The organism is Rhodanobacter umsongensis (assembly GCF_042654965.1).
In the GTDB taxonomy this organism is placed as follows: domain Bacteria; phylum Pseudomonadota; class Gammaproteobacteria; order Xanthomonadales; family Rhodanobacteraceae; genus Rhodanobacter; species Rhodanobacter umsongensis.
This window is the reverse complement of sequence record NZ_JBHSMK010000003.1, coordinates 17,952-40,150: the sequence shown is the minus strand read 5'-3', so window position 1 is coordinate 40,150 and position 22,199 is coordinate 17,952. Positions and strand designations below refer to the sequence as shown.

The window sequence follows — 22,199 nt, the reverse complement described above, 5'->3', positions numbered from 1 at the left end:
CGCCGAACGAGCTCCCCGGGGTCCGCTCGCTCGTACCCTGCGGCATGGCCACTGGCTCCGCCTCCGCCACCGCTTTCACATCCAGCGACAGCAGACCGACCGCTTTTCTCCGTGAGCCTCGTTGCTTGATTTAGCGGAGGCCTCGCACCAGCATCGTTCCACCGTACGAGCAAGCTACCTTCCTGGAAGATCGGCCATGCGCAGACACGCCCTTGCCCTGATGCTTCTCGCGTTCCCGGCATTCGCTCAAGCAGCGTACGCGCAGGCAGCGCTCCTCCCGCAACCGGACCGGATCGAGGCAGGCCACGGCAGCTTTGCGCTGAACCGGAACGTACGCATCGTCGCGCCGGCCGATCGACGTGCGCAGGAAATCGCGGCCTTCCTGCGCGATGGCATCCGCGAGGACAGCGGCATCGCGCTGCGGATCGGCGTGGCCACCACCAGGCAACCGCGCATCGAGCTGCGCACCGACCCCTCGGTGCAAGGCGAGGAGGCCTACCGGCTGGCCGTGACGCCGCAGCGCATCGTGATCGCGGCGGCCGACGACCGCGGCCTGTTCTGGGGCGTGCAGACGCTGCGGCAGCTGCTGCCGCCCGGGCATCACGCCAGCCTGTCGATCGCCGCCGTGCGCATCGACGACGCGCCCCGCTACGCCTGGCGCGGCGTGATGCTGGACGCGGCGCGGCACTTCATTCCGGTGGCGCTGGTCAGGCAGCAGATCGACCTGCTCTCGCGCTACAAGCTCAACGTGCTGCACTGGCACCTCACCGACGACCAGGGCTGGCGCATCGCCATCCGCAAATACCCGAAGCTCACCAGCGTCGGCGCCTGGCGCAGCGAGGCCGACGGCAGCCGCAGCGGCGGCTTCTACACCCAGCAGGACATCCGCGACGTCGTCGAATACGCGCGCCAGCGCAACGTGATGGTGGTGCCGGAGATCGAGATGCCCGGCCATGCGTCGGCGGCGGTCGCGGCCTACCCGTCGCTGTCCTGCCCGAAGCAGCCGATTGCGGTGCCGGCCACCTGGGGCGTGTTCACCGACATCTACTGCGCGGGCGACGAGGCGACGTTTGCGTTCCTGCACGACGTGCTCGACGAGGTGGCCGCGCTGTTCCCCGCGCCCTACATCCACATCGGCGGCGACGAGGTGCCCAAGCAGCAATGGGCGCAGAGCGCTTCCTCGCAGCAGCGCATGCATGATCAGCAAATGGTCGATGTCGACGGACTGCAGAGCTGGTTCGTCCAGCGCATCCAGCGCGATCTCGAAGCGCGCGGCAAGACCCTGGTCGGCTGGGACGAGATCCTCGAAGGCGGCGCCGACCACAACGCGGTGGTGGAGATGTGGCGCGGCGACGCCGAGGCGGCCAAGGCGCTGGCCAACGGCAACCGGCTGATCGTCGCCGGGCCGTTCTACCTGGACACGCCGATCGAGGAGCTCACCACGCAGGACATCTACCGCATCAACCCGTTTGCATCGCCGGCTTTCGCGGGACACCAGGACCAGGTGCTCGGCGCCGAGGCGCCGCTGTGGAGCGAATACGTCACGCCGCGCAACCTGGAAGCGATGCTTTATCCGCGCGTGCTCGCGCTGGCCGAGCGCCTGTGGAACCCCGACGTCCACGATTACGCCGACTTCCAGCGGCGCCTGCGCGCGCAATACCCGTGGCTGGATGCACAGCACATTGCCTACGGCCCGGAAGATCGCGACCTGGTCGACTACAAGCTCGACTACAACCCGCCGCACCATCGCTGGCGCGTGCGTGCCGCGCGCGGTTTCGACGACATCGCACTGCACTACACCGTGGACGGCAGCGAACCGACCGCGCAGTCGCCCACCTTCGGCGACGTGCTGGACCGCTACACACCGGCGACGCTCAAGGTCGCGCCTTTCCGCCACGGCGTGCCGTACCTGCCCAGCCAGACCTTCCAGACCGTCGACAACAAGGCGCTGGGCAAACCGGTCACCTACCTCACCGCGCCCGACCCGCACTACGCGGGTGCCGCCACGCAACTGGTCGACGGCGTGATCGGCGACGACAACTTCAACGACGGCCTGTGGGTGGGCTGGCGCGGCAACGACCTCGACGCCACCCTCGACCTGCAGCCCGCCACGCCGTTCCACAGCATCCAGATGCGCTTCCTGCAGCAGAGCGGTTCCTGGGCGCTGCTGCCGCGCCGCGTCACCTACGCCGTGTCGGACGACGGCAAGACCTGGCGCACGCTGCAGTCCACGCCGATTGCAGTGGACCCGATGGACCTGCGCGCGATGATCCGCACCGTATGCTTCGACACCGCCACCCCGGTGACCGCCCGCTACCTGCGCGTCACCGCGCAGAACTACGGCATGCTGCCGCCCGGCCATGAGGGCGCGGGGAAGCCGGCGCATTTGTTTACTGACGAGATTCTCGTGCGGTAAAACGCACGGGTGACTTTGGCTCGGGAGTTCGGTCAGTGGGCGTCAGGGGAGTCGGATGACAAGCGAGGAGTTTCGAAGGCGGCTTTCGGCCAACAACAGCCGGTCGCCTGCTACAAGAGCATGCCGAAAAGCAGCCACTGTCGTGAGATTTAACGCTTGAGTTGAGCGGCGGCGGAGCCGTCCGCCTCGAACGATGAGTTAGATGCCTGCCGAGCAGCCACCTATTTGACACGTTTGTTGATCGCTAAAAGGCGCGCAACGACCGCCTCGCCTATTTTTTGAAACTGCTCGTCTGACAGTTCCATGTTGTCTAAGGACTCGTTGGGGTACGCATTGTGAGTGAAGAAAACTTTATGCCTCCAGACTCGCTGCCGCGCAGCCGGGTCGTCCGCGACAACGTCATCGAATATCAATCGAGAACTGCCGTCACCGAGGTCGCGAAGGCAGATGACTATGCCTTCCTTTGCGCGATGAGTGCTATCAGTTTCCTGCGACATGTGCGCTCCCTGCATCTAACGCTTGAGTTGAGCGGCGGCGGAGCCGTCCGCCTCGAACGAGTGGTTAGGTGGCACCAACGTGCGGCTACCACCAGCGATGTTACCCGGGATACGCATGACTCATGATGTCTTTGAATGTTTGGCCATCCAGCTCCTTACGGCAGGATCTGAGGCTGGCTTGACCGCCAAGACTCTTGGTTAAGAAGGGCTGCCCAGGAATTGGCTTGGGGGAGAGGCAACCAAGTGGAGCGAGAACAATAAGCTCTGCCAAACTCAGACGCATGCGGTCTTGCGGTGAAATGGATTCAACGAGCCGAGCATGGCTGCGATCGAAAGAAGCGTCAGAACTGCCGTCGATTTTTGGTACAGAACTGCAGCCGGAGATACCCAGCACAAGCGATAGCGCGATAGAGCATTGTGTGGATGTACCGAGCAATTTCACGTGCCACCTAACGCCTCAGTAGTGCCTTGATTCGGCAATATGCACGGGATGTTCAGCTTCCATGCGCCCCTTCTTCCGCCCCAATCCTACACGAGATCAACGATTTACCCGATGTCCCCGGAGTCGGCATCGACGCTTTGCTGCCACGCAAACCTTTTTATCCGGGGTGCTATCTTTTATCCATCACAATCCGCGGGGATATACGGCCCCTCCCGACTGCACCTGTTACTTACCTATTCGACAAAATTCGCGGGCAGTTACGCGTCAAAATGACAGTTTGCGCTCCGGGCAGATCGACGTCGGATGGACGAGTGGTTCATCTAGGGGCCAAAGCTCAAGAGCCACGCGCGTGAGATGCATGCGGTGGTTGTCCGGAAGGACGAACCTCGCGCATTGCACCCCTCGCATTGCCAGGTGCCTGCAGTCACTCCCGGGAAATGGGCTTCCGCAAAGCGGACCTTCGCGACCGGCTCAAAATGGGTCGAAACCGGACGCCCCAATCTCGCTGAGATCCGGTGAGCGCCCGGTGATAGCCGACAATCGCAGTCAGTAACGATTCGTTTCAGTCTCGAGCCCGATGGCCGGGGCGTATTGGCCGTAGAACGCGTCCTTGGTCGCCTGGAGGGCAAACCCCACCATGCCGCGCGGATCGGTCAGCGCCTCGACGTGCGAGTACACCGGACCGATAAAGGGGGCGGGACACGCGCCAGCGGACACGGCCGGTTCGCTGGCGCACCGTGCTGCCCCGCTACTGGTAGGTGGGCAACTGCCCCACGATGGGCGGCACGCTGCCCATGGGCAAGCACGGTGGGAGTACGTAAGTGGCCCACTCCTCGCGCACACCGGTTTTCGTAGCGTGCGGTGACTTCAGCGTCTGCCCCTGCACGTCGCGCATGATGTCGCGCAGCTTTTCCACGTCGCGGACGATGGCATCGCCCATGATCGACAACGTGACGTCGGATAACTCGGCGTGATCGCTGCAGGTCACCACATTGCCCAGTGCCCGCAGGCTGCTCAGCAGCAGGTTGACCTCGTCGATTTGATCCAGGGTGACGCCGGCGAGGAGGCGGTTGCCGGCCTCATCCATCAGGGGCCCGGCGACCTCCGGTTGCTCGGCTTGCGTGCAAGCCTTCGCGTCCGCATCGGCCTCGCCTGCTGCCGCCGTTTCACCACGCTTTGCCGGCCAGGAGAGTTCGCCCAGCACCTGAGCGATCTGCTCCTCCAGCAGTTCCAGGCAGATCGCCACTTCACCCGGGCGAATCTCGGGGACTCCTTCCCGCTCCTCGTCCGCTATCCGCGGTTGCGCCAGATGCGACAGAAATTCGAGGTACTCGCGCAGCTTCTTCAGCCGGAACTGGCTGTCCTCCGGCAGAAAATAGCCGGTCCTTTCCAGATCATCCGAATCGAACGTCGACATGGTCGCCTCCTCACTCCATGAAATGGCCGTCCGCGCAATGACGGCGGACGGGAAGTCGGGAGGTTAGAAACCGCTTAGAGTCGGCGGGCATATTCCCCTTGCGGGTGTTGTATTAGCCGCCCTCCCGACGCAGGTGTCACGTCGGTTGCGCCCACGGGTGCAGGCACAAAAAACCCACCGGTTTGTCGGAGGTGGGTACCGCTCTAAGGGGGAGTTTCTACGCTCCTTGAATTCGAGTCTGCTACTGCCGTGGAGGGGTGTCAAGACAGACCCATGGCCATCGGTTATCGTCGAATGGCGCTCCGAAATTGTCCCTGACACCTTTCAGAAACGCATGCTGAGAAGGCCCGGCAGGTCGAGCAAAAAACCCGGAGGTTCGGACAAAAAGCTCGGCGTGCCGAGTTCAGGTGCTCGACGCGCCGGGAAAAAGGCTCGAACGGTCGAGCAACTAGCTCGGCGGCTCGGGAAAAAGGCTCGGCATGTCGAGCAAACAGCTCGGCGCGCCGAGTTCAGTTGCTCGGTGCGCCGGGCAAATAGCTCGACGGTCCGGGTTCTTGGCTCGGCGGGTGGAGAAAAATGCCCGGCCGGCCGAGCAAATAGCTCCGCGGGCCGGACAAGTTCGCTGGTCAGCGGGGTGGAAAGCCCGGCCGGTGAAGACCTCAGGGCCAGGTCTTGTTTTGCCACATACGCCTGACTACTCGGGCATGGGAATCTCGCTTGCGCAGCGCTGCTCGTGATGTGCCACGGCGTTCGAGGCTCTCGTTTGGCCGAGTCCGCGTCGCTCTGCTGGCTCGAATCGGCTGCCGCGGGAACCGTCGGACCGGGAGTGGCAAACCGGCCCGCGTGATGATGGGGGCCCTGAGCACAGATGGCTTCGCTTGAGTTCGGCAAGGAGGCAGGATCGGCATTATCGGCACGTGAATGCGTTCTGGCCTGCGCTTGGGGCCGGCTTGCACAGATCCGGCCAGCCGTTGCGCTTCCAGTAGTCGACCATGCCCAGCCGCTTGGCGAAGCCCTGGAAGGCGACCTCCTGACGCGCCTTGCGCGCCCACGGCTCCGGCTGCCACAGCCAGTTGAGGTAGGCATCGGACAAGCCGCTGTGGCCGTGCTCGTACAGGTCGAACGAGCGCCCCGCTTCGCCCAGTTGCAACAGCAAGGTGGGTGCCCACTCATCACCCGCGTGCGCATCGACGATCTTCAGCGCCATCTGCCTTTGGCTGATGGTGCCGAACGTGCCGAGATAGATTGCCTGCAGTTCCTGGTCGGGGATCGTTGAACCCATGTGGCGAGTGGATCTTGCGAAGCTTCGCTTGGCTCCCTCTTTGTCACCGTGAGCCGCATCGTAAAACCCGAGCATCAGTTCGCCGAACGGAGAGTCGGCCGTGCCGCTACGGTGGATGAAATCGAGTGCGCCCGCTTGGTCGCCTTCGCGCCAGCGAAGCATGCTCTTGTAAAACAACAACAGGGGGTTGGCGGGGTCGTTGGCCAGCGCGGCATCAAGCCGTGTTTCGGCATCGCGGCTACGGCCCATGGCGGCCAGCTCGTTCGCTGCCCAGTAACTCACTGCGGAATTCTCTGGAGCCAGTTCCAGCGCGCGCTGCATCGGTTCCACCATGGAACTGTAGTGCCGCTGCGAGAACTGGTTGTAGCTCAGGGCGGCGTAAGCATCCGCATCATTCGGATTGAGCGCGAGCGCGCGCTGTGCTGCTTGATCAGACGCCAGCCAGCTGGTCTGCCAGTCGGCGTTGCTGTATTGGGGAAGCACGGCGTAGGCCACGGCCAGCGTCGACCAGGCGCGTGTGAAACGCGGGTCCAGCCCGGTCGCTTCATCCAGCAGGGCGATCGCTCGCGGCAGGCTGTCACCCACCCGTTTCGTCACCAGTTCCTGCGCCTCGATGAACTTCGCATAGGCCTGCGAATTGTCGGTCACCTTGTCGACCAGACGTCGGGCACCGGCATCGCTGAGGGTGATATCCAGCTCGCTGGCCACGTCTCGTGCGCAGGCGTCCTGCAGCTTGAACACATCGGCCAGGTTGCCGTCGTACTGGTTCGACCACTGCTGCACGCCGTCACTGGTGCGCACCAACTCCACCGTGATGCGCAGTTCATTGCCCTGCTTGCGCACCGAGCCAGTCAACACATGGGCCACGCCGAGTTGCTGGCCAACTGTTTGCGGTGGGATGTCCTTGCCCTGGAACTGGAATGACGAACTACGACCGAGCACGCGCAGGCTCTTGATCCGGGTAAGCGCGTTGAGGATTTCCTCGGCCATGCCTTCGGAGAACAGTGCCTGGTCCTGCGCTACGCTGAGGTCGGCAAACGGCATCACGGCGATCGAATTTTTCGCCGGGGGCTTGGCGGCAACAGCCTTGGCATCAACGGTGTTTGCCGCGCTGCTGTCCACCGCCATGGCTTGCTGCGCAGGCGGCGCAAAGCGCCACAACAGCACACCACTCACGACAATCAACCCCACCAAAATCAACTTCTCCGAGCGCGGCATTTTCTGGGCCCCGCGCTCACCGTGATACCAGGCCAGCACCAGCACCACGAAGAAACCCATGATCAGCACCAGCGTAATACCGCGACGCAAACTCTCCGGCCAACCAAACTGCGCCGCAACGATATCCAGCACGGGTATCAAAGCTACTGCCACCGCCGCATAGCCCAGCAGCCATTGCACCAGCTTGTGTTCTTTCAGTCGTGCGAAGAATTCTTCCACCGCATGGCTCCGCTCCCCAGCCTCGGCGAGTATAGCGCCGGCCCGCCGCAGCACGGCCGGGCCGGTCGGCGGACGAGGCTGGCATGCGCGAGATCCGCTGGAGTCGCCCCGCCATAGGCAGCCCGCCTAGCCGAAAGCAGTCGTTCGTCACCGTCAGCGACGGGTCGACAGGCGGCCTTCAGCAGGATCGTCAACTGGCTGACGATGCCGGTTGAGTTGTCCGGCGCGCCTGATCAACTGTGTTGGCATGGATTACTTAGAACAATGGCATGAACCTGAGCACCTCGGGTGCCTGGGACCATGGCCACGAGACCAGCTTGTGTACTTCGTACACATTAGTGTACAACGTACGCATGACCAGGGACCGCATACTCTCCGCTGCAAAAGCAGTGCTCGAATCCGCAGGCTTCGAGGGGCTGACCATCCGCAGGGTCGCCGAGCGGGCTGGCCTTTCGCCGATGGCGCTCTACCGCCATTTCAAGAACAAGGATGAGCTGGTCAACGCCCTCATGCAGGACGGCATCTCCGCATGGGAGACGATCGTTCGCGGCATCCGCGCCCAAGACCCGGTGAAGTGGCTGGAGGCGCTCATGAAGGCCTATCTCGATTTCGCGCTCACGCAGCCGCACAGGTTCGACGCGGCGTTCTTCCTGCCCGCACCCGCGGCGCGCCGGTTCCCCGATGATTTCGCCGCGGGCCGCTCGCCGGCGATTGCGCTGGTGATGGCTCGCATCGATCAGGCGAAGGCCGATGGCCGGTTCCGCGACGAGCCTACATTCGGGATCGCCATGGCGCTCGTGGCCTACGGACAGGGATTCGTGTCCATGCAGCGCGCCAGGCGTTTCGCCAGCGACAAACAGTTCAAGGCGCTGTACCGCGCGGCGCAGCGCCAGTTCCTCGATTCCCTCAAACCGTCCGGAAAAAACGAATGATCACCCTGCTGGCCGCCGTGCTGAGCGGCATCATGTTTTATCTCTCACAGGGATACGACCACGTCTGGGCCCTGGTCTGGCTCGCGCCCGTGCCGCTGTTGTGGCTTGCCTATGGCAATGCGCGCACGTGGCAAGTGATCGGGGCAAGCGCCATCGCGCTCCTTGGCGGCGCAGGCTACCTGTTGCAATCACCCTACCTCCACCTCATACCGCCGCTCGTCCTCACGTCGGTTCTGGTGGTCGACATCGGGCTATTTTGCGTCGCGGTATGGTTCGCGCGCTTCGTGCAGCACCGGGTATCACCGCTCCTCACGCTGTTTGCGTTTCCGGCTTGTTGGACAGCCTTCGAGTTCCTGATTGAACTGCAGTCCCCGAACGGCACCTACGGATCGTTCGCCTACAGCACGATGTCGGCGCCCGTCCTGATCCAGAGTGCATCGCTCCTGGGGATGTACGCCGTTACGTTCCTGATCTGCCTCTTTGCCAATACCCTCGCCATGGCGCTGCGGCTCAAACGGAACACGGCCGCGGTCGGCCTCGGCCTGACGATCTGTGCCGCCAACTTGGTGTTCGGTATCGTGCGGCTCGCACACCCGCAGCCCGACGTGCTGCGGGTGGCGGGAATCGTCGATGAGACGGCCGTAGCGGATTCCTGGCGGGCGAAGACCGTGTCCGCCCAGACGGCGGTGACCGAAACCTATGCGCGCGAGATCCGTGCAGCCGCCCGGGAAGGCGCCAGATTCGTGGTTACGCCGGAAGGCGGCATGGCATCGACCCCTGCCGGACAGAGCGCGATCATTGCGCCGCTGGTTGCCGCCGCCAGGGATACGGGTGTGCAGATCATTGCCGGCTTCCATTCCGTGACGCCGGCCGCCGACTTCACGCTCGCGATCACACCCGATGGCAGGACTCAGCGCTACGACAAGCGCCATCCTGTGCCGGGCCTGGAGGACGATTTCACGCCGGGGCATGTCTCTGGCTGGTTGGGCGATGGCCGTGCCATGGAGATCTGCAAGGACATGGATTTCCCCGACACCATCCGTTCCGATGCCGCCAAGGGCATCCGCCTGATGGGCGTACCCGCGGGCGACATGGGCATCGATGGCTGGCAGCACGGAATCATGTCCGTGATGCGTGGTGTCGAAGGCGGATTTTCGATCGTGCGGGCTGCCCATGACGGCCTGGTGTTCGCCAGCGACGCGCAAGGACGCCTGGTCGCTCTCAAGAAGGATGCGCCCGCGGGCCTGACCATGATCGTCGCCGACCTGCCGCTGGGATCCGGGCCAACGCTCTATACGCGGATCGGCAACGCCTTCCCGTGGCTCTGCGGGATCTTCGCTCTCGCGCTTGGCGCAGGGCTGTCGGCCCGGCGGCGGCGAAGCGCCGCGCCGTCGCCGAGCGTTGAAAACTGACCAGAAAGGCGCGGTCCTGCGCGCTGAAGATCGACCACGGAATTCCAACTTGGTCTGCGGGTTTTTTGGCCCGGCAAGTACTCGCAGGGCGGTCGGCCTTCGGCGCGCAGAGGTGGTCAGTTTTCAGCGAGCGCCAACAGGGCGTGACGTTGCCGGGTGAAACCCCTGCTTCGGCGGACAACTCGCTCCGACTGAAAATCGCACGACATGCGCGCACGGCAATCGATACATTACGCGACAGTGGATAGATCGGTGACGATGCCTATCGCCAGGTGGAACAGGAGCTCGACTGGCTGAGCTGAGCACGCATTGATAGCTCGCCGCGCCAATGGTTGGCGTGTCCGAGCGACCACTTTTGGTCGTACAGCGGCGATAGGGCGACAGGTGCCAACCAGCGGTCGCCCTGTCGCGCAACTCCAAACATTCGCCTGTTCAACTTGGCTGCCGCAAGGCAGACGGTCGCGGACGTCGCCTTCGGGTCGATAGCCGACCTCCATGGAAAACCGGGCCCTATTGTGACGCGTCCAGTAATGCGGATGGGGCGTGTACGTAGACACATCTAGCTGGGACCGGCACGCTGGCAGCATGACGACACCCAACGCACTCACCGCTGCCATCCGAGCCGGTATCGCGCAGCTTCGGAAGATATCTGTCGACCCGACGCCTCAACAGCTCGCCGAAGACGCCCAAGACGCTTTGGATTGCATCGAGGTAGTGATGAGTGCCATTGCCGAAATCACAACTCCGGCCATGTCCGAGCGCATGTTCTTGGGACTCCAGCTACTACGCGCGTCGTGCGACTATGCCCGGGCGCTGGCATTCCTTTTCGCAAACAACCCTGTGGACTTGGCGGGTGCCGCCTTAGTCCTACACCGTGCCCAGATCGAGTCGTTCCTCCGCGCCGTCTTCTTTTCACAGCTCGCAACCGAGGATGAGCTGACGGATTTCTTTGACAACGACCAAGGGCCGCGGCACAGAACGGATCGAGGTAAGTGGGTAAAAATTTCGGTCCCAGCCCTCGCTGTTGAGGTTCAAGAACAACTCGCTTGCACTGAGAAAGCAGAGCCGGGAACTGGCAACCTCGGGCGCATGGTTGCCAACGCCTGGGATCCTCTGTGCGGAATGGTGCACGGCGGCCGCGCGGTTCATGAGCTCTACGTTGACGGACAGCGTCAGATTGGCTGCTCAGTGCCCGCCCCCGTCCAGTACCAAGTGACTGTAAACGCGGTCGCCATCGTAAATTTCTGCCTAGCAGCCGCGTGCACCATTTCCGGCTGGGGTGGCCAGCAGGAAAATTCAGCCTTGGATGCGCCTCTTAGGCGCTTTCATCTGTTCGTAGAGCAGCACAACGCGAGACTCCGTTCGGTTGGTCTGCACGATATGCAACGCCATATAGATGGTGACCAGTGACCAATCCAACCGGTGACCATCGGCTATTTTGAGGTCCGCTGTCGGCCAAGAGCGGCCGTTAGGGAAACTCTAAATTCCGTCTTGGATGTCGATCTTTCCGCTCGTTTTATCCATGGACACAATCCAATGTGAGCCGACGTTTCTAAACGCTGGCTTCGCTTCAAAGACAAAGTAGACACTACCGCCGCAGTCTCGCCCACGTGACACATCAACCCGATCCATTGGAAAGCGCTGCGCATCTTCAAATGCCCTTCTGATCGGCGGAAGGGCTCGCTCTGAGCTCTCCTTGGTCATCTCGGTGCACCCGTCCACGTCCGCAAGACAATGTGTAGAGATGACACTCAGAAGAGCAAAGATTGCGACTCGCGCGCTTGCACCCATACGACGCATTTCTCGATGCATAAATCCCCTTGGCGCTTTAGGAATGTCCTAAGTTTGCTTTGGATCGAAAGCGGATTCGACCAAACGATCCACTCGATCCCACCTCGCAACCGGCTGATCTCACTTCAGCTCAAACGACGTCTGCAACGGGATCGTCACCTGCCGCAGAGTGTCTTTGAGGGTGACCTGCACGACCCATGAGCCGGAGTGATCGGTGGCGTCGCCGGTCCAGCCGATCACTGGTGCGGACAGGAACGTGTGTGTTGCGGGCTCATGGATGGCGCCTTTGAAGCAGGTCATGCCGGTCTGGTGAAATGATGGCTCGCCATCCGGCTTCAGTATGTCGATATCGCAACTGATGTCGGCAGCGTTGCTGCCATCCAGTTTTGGGTTTGCGAAAAATATGAGCACGAAAAGCTGCTTTCCCCGCGCGACGGTGTTGGCCACGGCGAAGCGGGGCACGGTGTCGGCAGACGTCTCCCATTTAGCCTTCCAGTCCGCGTCCGGAGTTACGACCAACCAGCCGCCGAATCCGTCGATGGATTTGCGGGCATCCGTGTTAGTCGACACCTGTCCGTGCTGGTCTCTCCAGCCCTGCTGACCGGAAGCAGACGCGCTCAGCAACAAGAACAGCAGCACACTCAAAGCCTTCTTCATGATTTCCCCCGGCCCTTGTCGGCGTTGGTGAGTGGTAATTCCACGGATCGCTAGCGGCTTCGGGTATAGCTCCCGGAGCCAAGGAGCAGGTCTTGTTTTTGTTACTGGCTCACAACTTGGGCAGGCTTGCACTTTAGCCCGTTGCTCTGGCTGTTGCCTTTGATTTTGATCTCCACTCCCTTGTGAGGCGGTGAGTCGTGGACGACAGGCCCGCAGGGGAGTCGACACGATGTCGACTCCTTTTCGACAGCACAGGGATGTGCTGTCGAAAAGCCCGGCCGCGGCTCACGGACTTGCCGGGCGCAGCCCGGCAAGCGCCGAGGAGGGTGGCCTTCTCTTTGGTGACTTTCTCTTGGCCACGCAAGAGAAAGCCACTCGGCCTCCGCAGGAGGACGAAACGCTCTTGCTCCATAAGTGGCAGGGCCGCGCTACACAATCGGCACCTGACTCACATTGTTCTTAGGATCCATCCAGAACGACTCGTTGACGAACCGCGCAAAGATTTCGCGCGGCAAAATCGAGGTGCGCTCGATCGGTTCCACCTTCGGCCGCACGCTGTGCAGCCCGGGCATCCCGACACGGGCGTCGAACTCGTCCGCGCTGAAGGCGAGGTTGTCGAAGTCGTGCTCGAACCAGGGTTCGCCGATGAACTGGTAGACCGCGCGCATGGCCGCCGAGGGATTGCGCACCAGGCTTTCGTAGGTCAGCAGCAGCAGGTGGCCCGGGGCGTACTGGCCGTAGAACGCGTCCTTGGTCGCCTGGAAGGCGAAGCCGACCATGCCGCGCGGATCGGTGAGCGCCTCGACGCGCGAGTACACCGTGGTGTTGGTGTCGAAGCGGAATACCTTGCTGACGTTGACCGGTTGCTTGCGCACCAGCCGCTCCATGCTGTCCAGCACCCAGGACAACTGGCGCACGCACGCGATCACCTTAGCTCCGGGGAACAGCGCGTCGAGCAACGGCATCCGGCTGCACCACAGGCGGCTGGTGTCGAACACGACGCCGGCGTCCGCCTGCCCGGCGTAGAAGTTCTCGACCAGGCCGCGCAGCATCGCGGCGCGCTGCTCGTCGGAGACGTCGAACGAGAAATCGTTCTTGCTGCTCGCCTCCGCGATCACCACGCCCATGATGTCGGCCAGCGGGCTGGTCATGCCGGCGCGGAAGCGCGGGTTCTGGTTGAGGATGGCGGCCAGCAGCGTGCTGCCCGAGCGTGGCAGGCCGGAGATGAAATGGAACGTCCGGGCCGGCTTGGCGGCGTCGTGTGCGGCAGGCATGCGGGCACTCTCCTCTGGCGGTGGCGTGGATTACGGAAAGACGCCCGGCGGGCTCCGCCCGATGGTAAGGCGATCGGCTAGGCGATGCGCGCCGTCGAGGCGCGGATGCGCATCTGGTAGTCGACCTCGACCATCCTGGCCTCGCCTTTGTTGAGTACGCGAAGCAGCAGTTCCTGGGTCGCGCGGCGGCCCATCTCGCGCACGGGTTGATGGATGGTGGTCAGCGGCGGCCACACCTGCGTCGCGATGGTGGTGTCGTCGAAGCCGCAGATCGACATGTCGCGGGGAATCGACACGCCTGCTTCCGCGGCGGCCCAGATCGCGCCGACGGCCATGTCGTCGTCGCCTGCGAAGACCGCGGTGGGCCGACCCGGCAGCGCCAGCAGCTGGCGCATCGCTGCCACGCCCGACTCGAACGAGAACCGTCCCTGCACCATGTACGCCGGGTCCTCCTCCAGCCCGGCGCGCGCGAGGCCGTCGCGGTAGCCGGCCAGGCGCCAGACGCCGGCGCCGTGTTCGAGGTCGCCGATGATGTGGGCGATGCGCCGATGACCCAGCGATACCAGGTGATCCACCATCGCCGCGGCGGCTTCGCGCTCGCGCAGCATCACGCCGATGCAATCCTCGGGACGATGGCGCGGCGCGATCGAGGCGAACGGCACACCCTGTCGTTGCAGGCACTCGAGCAGCTGCGGGTGGTCGGTGAGCGGCGGCGTGAGGATCAGCCCGTCGGGCCGGTGCCGCGACAGGATGTCCTCGACGCGCTCGACGAAATCCGGCGCGGTGGAGACCAGCGGCTGCACCATCATGCTGTAGTGCTGCGCCTCGCACGCTTCCAGCACGCCGGCCTGCACTTCCATGATGTAGCTGGGCGAACGGTTGTCGTACAGCAGGCCGATCATGAAGGAGCGATTGGCCGCGAGGCTGCGCGCCGAGGTGAGCGGCCGGTAGTTGAGCGCGGCCACGGCGTCCGTCACGCGCTGGCGCATGGACTGGCTCACGTTCGGATCGTTGTTGAGCACCCGCGAGATGGTTTTCTTCGAGGTTCCGACGGCACGGGCGACGTCGGTGATGGTCACGCGCGTCATGAAAGTCTGGCCTTGTTCAATGGCTGTGTTCCTGCGAAGCGTTCCGGCGGGCGACCGGGAAGCGCCGGGCGGGTACGTTCCATCCGCTCACTTCGACGACCGGTGCCGCCGTGCCCTGCCCCGCGTAGCGCGCGGTCAGGGTAATCGATTCGCCGGGCCACAGCGTCACGCCGTTGTCGCTCCACAGGATCGGCAGCACGGGTTCATTATCCGCGGACCGCTTGATCGACACGTGCTGGAACAGCGCCACGGCGTGGGACGAGGCGGGAACCGCCAGGGTGACGGTGACCACGTCTTCCGCTCCGCTGTGCTGCATCGTGGCCCGGACCTCGCTGGTCGCCGCCGGCAGCGACTGCAACGCGGTGAGGTCGGCGTAGCGCGTCACCGGCGTGAGGTACCAGTTCGAATGCGCCCAGTCGAGTTGGTCCGGTTGCGTCGGGAGCCAGTACACGTTGCGGCTGATCGGGCGGCCATCGGCGGTCGCCAGTTCGAGCTCGATGAAGTACGTCGGCGACAGGCCGGCCGGCGCCGGCAGGGTCGCCACCTGGCGCGTGCCGTTGCCGGGCAGGTCGATGTTCTGCACCCGCCGCTCGTGGCGCACGCTGCCGTCCAGGTTGCGCACGCGGAGGCGTGCCTGCAGGCCGTGCTCGTCGGTGAGCGTCTGGTTGACCAGCACCACGTCGCGCGTGTCGTACGAGTACTGGATGTGCACCGGCTCGTTGGCCTTCTTGGCGCCGAAGTAGGCGCCGGCCGGATTCATGTAGTAGCCGTACAGATGCCAGTGCAACGAGGGCCAGGCGTTGTTGAGCATCCAGTAGATCACGCCGGTCGAGGGGTTGGCCGCATCCCGGTGCGCGTTGTATGCCTCGAACTGCGCGCGCACATTGTCGTAATTCTCCAGTTGCGCCTTGGCCACGTAGTCGGCGAGGCTCTTCGGTGCGCCGTAGCGTTTGGCCAGCGCCGTGTCGAACGGCTCGATGCTGGCGAACGTGGACCAGTCCGCGGCGGCGTGGAACTGGCGCAGCTGCGGGTGCCGCCACAGCGTCTCCAGCTCCAGCGGCGACAGCATGCGGGTGAGGTCTTCCAGCCGCGGGATGTCGGCGCCCGCACTGGTTTCGGAATTGAAGCCGAACGCGCCGCCGAGCTGGTCGGCGTACCAGTACGACGGCGGCACCCAGGCATAGGGTCCGGTCATCTTCATGCCGGAAAGACCGGTCTCGGCCGTGCCCTGGTCGGTGGCCACCGCGATGATGGGCATCGCCCAGTCTTCGGCGTGCAGGGTATCGACATACATCTTGGCGATGGGCGGCGGCGGCGGATTGTCGCTGCCGATCAGGAAGCCGATCACGGACGGATGGTTGCGCAGCAGGCGCGCTTCGCTCGCCATCGAGGCCTGCGCCACCTTCATGTCCGCCGCATCCCACGGTGCGCCGCCGGTCTTGGCCGCCGATTCCCATTTGTCGCAGCATTCCCAGCCGGCCAGGATCATGATGCCGTCGCGGTCGGCCAGCTCGTAGAAGCGCGCGTTTTCCAGCTTGCCTTCGCTGCGGATGGTGTTGAGCCCGAGGTTGCGGACGTAGCTGAACTCGGCCTCCATGCGCGCGGGGTCGTCGCGCAGGAACATGTCCGGCGCCCAGCCGGCGCCGCGGATCAGCACCGGCTTGCCGTTGACGAAGAACTGGCGATAGCCCTGCCTGGTCAGCGTCGAGCTGACGCTGCGTATGCCGAACGTCGCGGCGGCCTTGTCGGAGGTCGCGCCATCGACGGTGGCGGCCAGCTGCAACGCATACAGCGGCTGCCCGCCCATGCCGGCGGGCCACCAGACGTTTGGATAGCTGAGGTCGAGGCCGGGATCGGTCTTGGGGGTGAACGATACGGTCTGCGTTTCGCCGGCGGCGAGGTGGATCGTCCGCCGCAGCGACACTCCGGCGACCGCGCCGGTGATCGTTGCCTCGTGCGCCTCTGCATCGAGGTTGCGCGCCTCCACCTTCACGGTCAGCGCGGCATGCGCGAGACCGGGCAGCGACAGCGTCGGCGTGACATGCGCAAAGCGCAGCTGGATCGGGCCGGTCTGCACGATGTCCACGCCCCGCCACGGGCCCATGTTGTTGTCCGGCGGGGTCGGGTTCCAGTCGACCCAGCCGATCGACAGGCTGCGGCGCGGATCGTCGGGATGTACGCGCAGCGCGAGGATGTTGCTGCCTGCATGCACCCACGTCGTCACGTCGAGCTCGTGCACGGGATACGCGCCGGCGAGAGTCGCGTGGTCGACCACCAGGTGCCCGTTCACCCACACATCGGCGCTCGCGATCATGCCGTTGGTGCGCAGCAAGGTGTGCCGTCCGGGCGCGCTTTCGGCGAGGAGGAACTCGGTGCGGTACCACCACGGGTTCACGAACACGGTACCGCTGGCATCGGGCGACTTCACTGCGCGCAGGTTGTCGCTGTAGAACACGTCCTTGTACGTGCCGTTCTCCAGCAGCCCCGCCATCACGGTGGCGCGGCCGCTCACCGGGTACCAGCCGCGGGTGGAGAACCCGGCGCTGGAAATCTCGGCACCGCCTTCCTGCGCCTTGTCGCTGGACTGGATCTGCCAGCCGGCCACGGCGGTCGTGGAGCCGACGTCACCGTCCACTCGCGTGGGCGTGGAGGCGGCTCCGGTACGAGCGGGCGGCGCGGCCGCCGATGCGGCCAATGCCATCATCGACAAGAACACGGAGGCGGCCAGGATGCGCATGGCGTCAGTCCTTCTCAAGATAGGTTTCGTGGATTTCCACGGCGGCGAACGGCCAGGAGTGATTCACCCTGGCCCAGATCGCGAACACCACCAGGCCGGCGATGATCCAGATGCCGGACAGGATCAGCGACAACGTCGACGCCGATACGTAGACATAGATCCAGCCCACCAGCGCGATCACGCACGGCACCGGGTACAGCCATTGCTTATAGGGCCGGTGGAGCTCCGGCTGGCGTTTGCGCAGCACCACCAGCGCGGCGATCTGCGCGATGAACTGCACGATGATGGTCGCGGCCAGCAGCATGTTGATGACTTCGGCCAGGTCGAAGAAGGTGCCGATGGCCGTGATCACGCCCATCGTCAACAAGGCCACGTGCGGAAAGCCGTGCTTCGCGTGCAGCCTGCCGAACACGGACAGGAACACCTTTTCGTGCGCCGCCTGGAACGGTACGCGTGAGCCGCCGAGCAGGCCAGCGAACACCGAAGCGAACGCCGTCACGATGATGAGGATGGTCATGACCGCGGCCGCGGTATGTCCCCAGCTGTGCTCCACCACCAGCGAGGCAATGGATTTGGATTGCGCGATCTCCTGCCACGGCGCCACGCCGAGCACGCTGATGTTGAGAATGAGGTAGACGAACATCATCGCGATCACCGAGATGATGATGGAGCCGGGCATGGTGCGGCCCGGGTCGCGCAGCTCGTCGCCCATGTACGCGGTGGTGAAGTAGCCGAGGTAGTCGTAGATGCCGATGATCAGCCCGGCGCCGAGGCCCACGAAGAACTGACCGCCGAACATGCCGTGCGGGTAGCTGAAGGCGAAGCTCGAGTGGAAATCGGAGAAGCCGGCCGCCGACACGCCGACGACCGAGAGCAGCATGATCACCCACAGCGCGATGGTGATCACGCGGATCGATTCGATCCTCCGGTACAGCAGCAGGGTGACCAGGCCGGTCGCCAGCAGGCTGGTCAGATGCACCGGCCACCAGCCCAGGTGCGGAAAGAAGAACCCCAGGTATTCGACCATGCCGATGATGCCGGTGGACATCAGCAGGGGGATCGTCAGCAGCACCGTCCAGATGAACAGGAACGGCATCAGCTTGCCGGTGCGGTACTGGAAGGCTTCGCGCAGATAGACATAGGTTCCGCCGGAGCCGGGCATGGCGGCGCCCAGTTCCGCCCAGACCATGCCGTCGGCCACCGCGAGAATGGCGCCGACGATCCAGCCGATCACCGCCTGCGGCCCGCCCATCGTGGCGACCATGATCGGGATGGTGATGAACGGCCCGATGCCGCACATCTGGGTCATGTTGATCGCGGTGCCGGTGAACAGGCCGATGGAGCGATGGAAGCTGCTGCTGCGCGTGGATGGTCGGGTTTGATCCTGCATGTCAGCCTTCGTCGTAGGACGCGGTCGGAACGGATGGGGGAAATGCGTGGAGGCTGGCCTGCCTGAGGGCCGCTGGGCATGCGCGGCACGCATCAGCCTCGACCCGTGGCGGATTCGAAGCAACGGCGGAAGCGGAGGCGCTCATCCGCACGCCCGTCGCGCGTGTCGCACGCGACGGGCTTCAACGCCTCTTTCCGTCACCACTGCCCGCGGATGCCGACCATGAACATGCGTTCCGAAAAATTGGAGTGCGCCGGCTGGTCGGGCCACACGAGGTAATAGCGCTGGTACTCGTTGGTGAGGTTGGTGCCGTCCACGAACAGCTCGGCGGACTTGGCCAGCTTGTACGAAATCGACGCATCCAGGTACTTCTGCGGCGCCTCGTACATCTCCATGCCGGTGATCCCGCCGACGTCCTCCGACACAGCCCGGCGCGAACGGTAGTTGTACGCGACGCGGGCCTGGAAGCGGTCGTCCTGGTACCACAGGATGAAGTTGCCGGACTTGGTCGAGTTGTCCTGGAACGGGATCTTGTGCCCAGCCAGGTCGGTGGCCCCGGAATCGCTCGGCGCGTACGTGGCGTTGATCTCCATGCCGGTCTTGGACAGGAAGCCAGGCAGGAAGGTGAACCCCTGACGGTAGTCGAACTCCAGGCCGTGGATGCTGTTGCCGGTGCCCTGCACCGGTTCGGTGATCGTGACGCAATGATTGCGCACGACGCCATCTTCGTCCGGCAGCGTACAGTCGATGGTGCTGCCGCTCTTGATGAAGCTCTGCACGTTGATGCGGAACAGCGCCAGGCTGATCATGCTGGTCGGGTTGATGTAGTACTCGAGCGAGGCGTTGTAGTTCTTCGAGCGCCACGGATCGAGATTCGGGTTGCCGTTGGAGTTGCCTGCCGCGACGCGGAACAGCGGCCCTTGCGGCGTTTCGACCAGCGAATAGTTGAGCTCCAGGCCGCCGCCCCAGGTGCTGAGGTCGAGCGGCATCATGTTCTTGGAAAACGCCAGCCGGAACTTCAGGTCGTCGGTGACGTCCAGCGCGAAGTTCGCCGATGGCAGGTAGTCCTTGTAGTGGCGCAGGGTCACTGCGGTGCCGGCATCGGCCGGCTCCGTGCCATAGGCACCCGGCTCGCCGGACAGGTGCTGGGTCACGCCCAGGTTGGTGCGGATCACGCGCAAGCCGATGTTGCCGCTGTACGGCATGCTGCCGATGGTGCCGTCCAGGTTGGCCTGCACGTAGGCGCTGGTTTCCTTGAGGCCCACGGCCCAGGTGGTGCCCGGCTCGCCCTGCCGGATGGTGTTCGGATAGAGCGACTTCCAGTACGCCTCGGGGTTGTCCATGGCCTTCGGATCGACCGCCCAGAAGGTGATGCCCGATCCGAGCAGGTTGGTGTACTGCTTCCAGTTGCCGGACAGCGGCGCGGCGGTGCTGGGCATCGGCAACGCGGACAACGCTCCGGCCCGGTAGTACCCCAATGCATTGCCCGCGGTGCACGATCCACTGTTCAGGACCACGTCGGCGGCCACGTAGCGCACCAGGCATCCGTTCGGATCGCTGGCACCCATGCCGGCATACACCGGTGTGACCAGGGTGTAGCCGACGTTGTCGGCGTGGCGGATGCTGTTGCGCGCGCCGAAGTCGAGCCTGAAGCCGTTGCCGAAGTCGTAGTGGCCGTCGAAGCGGAAAATATTGAGCGCGACCTTGCGGTCGTAGTCGCCGGCCGATTCCAGCGTCTTCATCGTCCAGCCATTGGGATCGGCGAACTGGCTGGCCAGCGACGCCGGCATGCCGACCGAGATATACCGCCCGCGCAGGTCGGCGACGACCGGCACCGTGTTCTGCACGAGTCCGTTGGCGTTGAAGACGCGGTTGCCGCCCAGTTCGTCGGGATAGATATAGGTGCCGGGCGGCACGGCGTCCTCGGGCACGCCGTCCTTGAGCACGTTGCCCCAGAGCTCGCCATTGGAATTGGAGATGTTGAGGTCGGTCTCGGCGTTCGACTGGCGCGCAGTGTCGTGGATGCCGCGCACGCTGGCGGTGAATGGGCCGCCGTTGTCGAAGTCCAGCTGCATGTTGAAGTTCTTCGCGGTGGAATCCTTGCGGATGACCTGCGAGAACGATTCGACGTCGCCCGGCCACTTCTGGTAGACGCTGGTGGTGTACAGGTGCGTGCCGTCCCAGCCCGGCTCGGGCGTGCCGTAGGAGCCGGCAACCGGACGGCCGGTGTCGCGCGACTGCAGCGGCACGTAGGTCGCGCCCTGCCAGTTGGTGGAATTGATCTGGATGCCGGCGGTGCGGTTGAACTCGTTCTGGTGCGCGTAGAAGTAGTCGCTGGTGAGGGTGAAGCCGCTGCCGAGATCCATCTGGAACGAGGCGTTGCCGGACTTGCGCTTGCGCTGGGTGGTGGTGTCGTACAGGCCGATGTTCTGGCTGCCCATGAACACGCCGTTGGATTTCCCGTCGCCGTTGACGTCGACGCTGCCATCGGCGTTCTGCACGATCTGCGGCGGAATCGGCGCGCCGTTCCACGGCGTCAGAAAGCCGTTGTAGCCGCCGGCGCTGGCCGCGTTCTCGCCGTTCAGGACCACGCCGTACTGGTCGAGGCCTTCGTTGGAGTTGGAACGCGTGGTGTCGGAATAGTCGGCGGAAACCAGCAGCCCCCAGCGCCCCTCGTCGTTGAACGAGATCAGACCGTTGGCTTCAGGCCCCCACTTGCTGCTGCTGCGTCCGCGCTCGCTGTCGGCGGAGTAGCTGTAGGTGAAGCCGCTGGGCAGGTCCCACGGGCGATACGTATGCAGATCGAGCGCGCCGCTGATGCCGCCGTCGGTGGTGCTGGCGGTGGGCGACTTGATCACGTCCACGCCGTGGAACAGCGTGGCCGGCAGCATGGCGAAGTCGGGCTGTTGCGAGTCGATCTGGTCGGCGGTGATGAAAGCTTCGCCGTTGAGCATGGTGCCCACCTGGGGCAGGCCGCGGACGTCCACCGTGGTACCCACGCCCGCATCCCGGTTGATCTGCACGCCGGTGACGCGCTGCAGGGCGTCGGTGATGGTCACGTCGGGAAGCTGGCCGATGCTCTCGGCGGTGATGCTGTCCTGGATGTTCGGGGCCAGGCGCTTCAGTTCGATCGCGCGCATCTGCGAGGCACGCACGCCGACGACGTTGATGGTCGACAGGTTGACGGCATCCCTGGCCTGCTTGTCTTTCTGATTGCGGGAAGCCGCCTGCTTTGCCTCGGGCGAAGGCGTCGCGGAGGCGTCCTGGGGAGCGGTGGCTTGCGTCCCCGCAGCGTCCACCGGGGTGCCCGTCTGCGGCGACGCCATGGCCGATGTCGCCACGGCGGCGAACAGGGACATCGATATGGCCAACGACAACGGATGCCTGCGATGTTTGGTGGACATGAGCTTTACCTCTTGGTTGATGC

At 64.2% G+C, this 22,199-nt stretch carries 14 protein-coding genes; 4 read left to right on the top strand and 10 right to left on the bottom strand.

All coding sequences use genetic code 11. The annotated features are described in order from the left end of the window. Positions 1 to 196: 196 nt before the first annotated feature. The gene (locus ACFPME_RS05550; protein ID WP_377302940.1) at positions 197 to 2,416 is read left to right on the top strand and encodes a glycoside hydrolase family 20 protein; all 2,220 of its coding nucleotides are present in this window, start codon (positions 197 to 199) and stop codon (positions 2,414 to 2,416) included. A 221-nt stretch (positions 2,417 to 2,637) separates the two neighbouring features. On the opposite strand, the gene ACFPME_RS05545 is transcribed toward ACFPME_RS05550, so the two are convergent. The 4 genes from ACFPME_RS05545 to ACFPME_RS05530 all read right to left on the bottom strand — a co-directional run bounded on the left by ACFPME_RS05545 (position 2,638) and on the right by ACFPME_RS05530 (position 7,545). Beyond that, positions 2,638 to 2,913, bottom strand: a complete 276-nt coding sequence (locus tag ACFPME_RS05545; RefSeq protein ID WP_377302938.1) for a hypothetical protein — start codon at positions 2,911 to 2,913, stop codon at positions 2,638 to 2,640. 988 nt (positions 2,914 to 3,901) lie between these two features. Further along, entirely contained in the window at positions 3,902 to 4,072 is a 171-nt protein-coding gene (locus ACFPME_RS05540; RefSeq protein ID WP_377302936.1) for a hypothetical protein, read from the bottom strand. 31 nt (positions 4,073 to 4,103) lie between these two features. Further along, positions 4,104 to 4,772 (bottom strand): XAC0095 family protein, encoded by a 669-nt coding sequence (locus ACFPME_RS05535; RefSeq protein WP_377302934.1) that lies wholly within the window; start codon positions 4,770 to 4,772, stop codon positions 4,104 to 4,106. A 907-nt stretch (positions 4,773 to 5,679) separates the two neighbouring features. Continuing rightward, the gene (locus ACFPME_RS05530) at positions 5,680 to 7,545 is read right to left on the bottom strand and encodes a tetratricopeptide repeat protein (RefSeq protein ID WP_377302932.1); all 1,866 of its coding nucleotides are present in this window, start codon (positions 7,543 to 7,545) and stop codon (positions 5,680 to 5,682) included. Positions 7,546 to 7,760: 215 nt separating this feature from the next. On the opposite strand from ACFPME_RS05530, the gene ACFPME_RS05525 reads away from it, so the two are divergent. The 3 genes from ACFPME_RS05525 to ACFPME_RS05515 all read left to right on the top strand — a co-directional run bounded on the left by ACFPME_RS05525 (position 7,761) and on the right by ACFPME_RS05515 (position 11,245). Further along, positions 7,761 to 8,423, top strand: a complete 663-nt coding sequence (locus ACFPME_RS05525; protein WP_377302930.1) for a TetR/AcrR family transcriptional regulator — start codon at positions 7,761 to 7,763, stop codon at positions 8,421 to 8,423. Then, positions 8,420 to 9,835: a nitrilase-related carbon-nitrogen hydrolase gene (locus ACFPME_RS05520; RefSeq protein ID WP_377302928.1), complete on the top strand. Its 1,416-nt coding sequence runs from the start codon at positions 8,420 to 8,422 to the stop codon at positions 9,833 to 9,835. The genes ACFPME_RS05525 and ACFPME_RS05520 overlap by 4 nt, the downstream gene beginning before the upstream one ends. A 585-nt stretch (positions 9,836 to 10,420) precedes the next feature. Continuing rightward, entirely contained in the window at positions 10,421 to 11,245 is an 825-nt protein-coding gene (locus tag ACFPME_RS05515; RefSeq protein ID WP_377302925.1) for a DUF6988 family protein, read from the top strand. Between the two features lie 501 nt (positions 11,246 to 11,746). Here ACFPME_RS05515 and ACFPME_RS05510 read toward each other — a convergent pair. The 6 genes from ACFPME_RS05510 to ACFPME_RS05485 form a co-directional block, all read right to left on the bottom strand. Continuing rightward, complete coding sequence (locus ACFPME_RS05510) at positions 11,747 to 12,283, bottom strand: hypothetical protein (protein ID WP_377302923.1); 537 nt, start codon at positions 12,281 to 12,283, stop codon at positions 11,747 to 11,749. Positions 12,284 to 12,711: 428 nt separating this feature from the next. Further along, entirely contained in the window at positions 12,712 to 13,557 is an 846-nt protein-coding gene (locus ACFPME_RS05505) for a sulfotransferase family protein (RefSeq protein WP_377302921.1), read from the bottom strand. A 77-nt stretch (positions 13,558 to 13,634) separates the two neighbouring features. Beyond that, positions 13,635 to 14,645, bottom strand: coding sequence for a LacI family DNA-binding transcriptional regulator (locus tag ACFPME_RS05500; protein WP_377302919.1), 1,011 nt, complete (start codon positions 14,643 to 14,645; stop codon positions 13,635 to 13,637). A gap of 16 nt (positions 14,646 to 14,661) precedes the next feature. Further along, the gene (locus ACFPME_RS05495) at positions 14,662 to 17,382 is read right to left on the bottom strand and encodes a glycosyl hydrolase 2 galactose-binding domain-containing protein (protein WP_377302917.1); all 2,721 of its coding nucleotides are present in this window, start codon (positions 17,380 to 17,382) and stop codon (positions 14,662 to 14,664) included. 4 nt (positions 17,383 to 17,386) lie between these two features. Continuing rightward, positions 17,387 to 18,772 (bottom strand): APC family permease, encoded by a 1,386-nt coding sequence (locus ACFPME_RS05490; protein ID WP_377302915.1) that lies wholly within the window; start codon positions 18,770 to 18,772, stop codon positions 17,387 to 17,389. A 197-nt stretch (positions 18,773 to 18,969) separates the two neighbouring features. Then, the gene (locus tag ACFPME_RS05485; RefSeq protein WP_377302913.1) at positions 18,970 to 22,176 is read right to left on the bottom strand and encodes a TonB-dependent receptor; all 3,207 of its coding nucleotides are present in this window, start codon (positions 22,174 to 22,176) and stop codon (positions 18,970 to 18,972) included. Positions 22,177 to 22,199 lie beyond the last annotated feature (23 nt).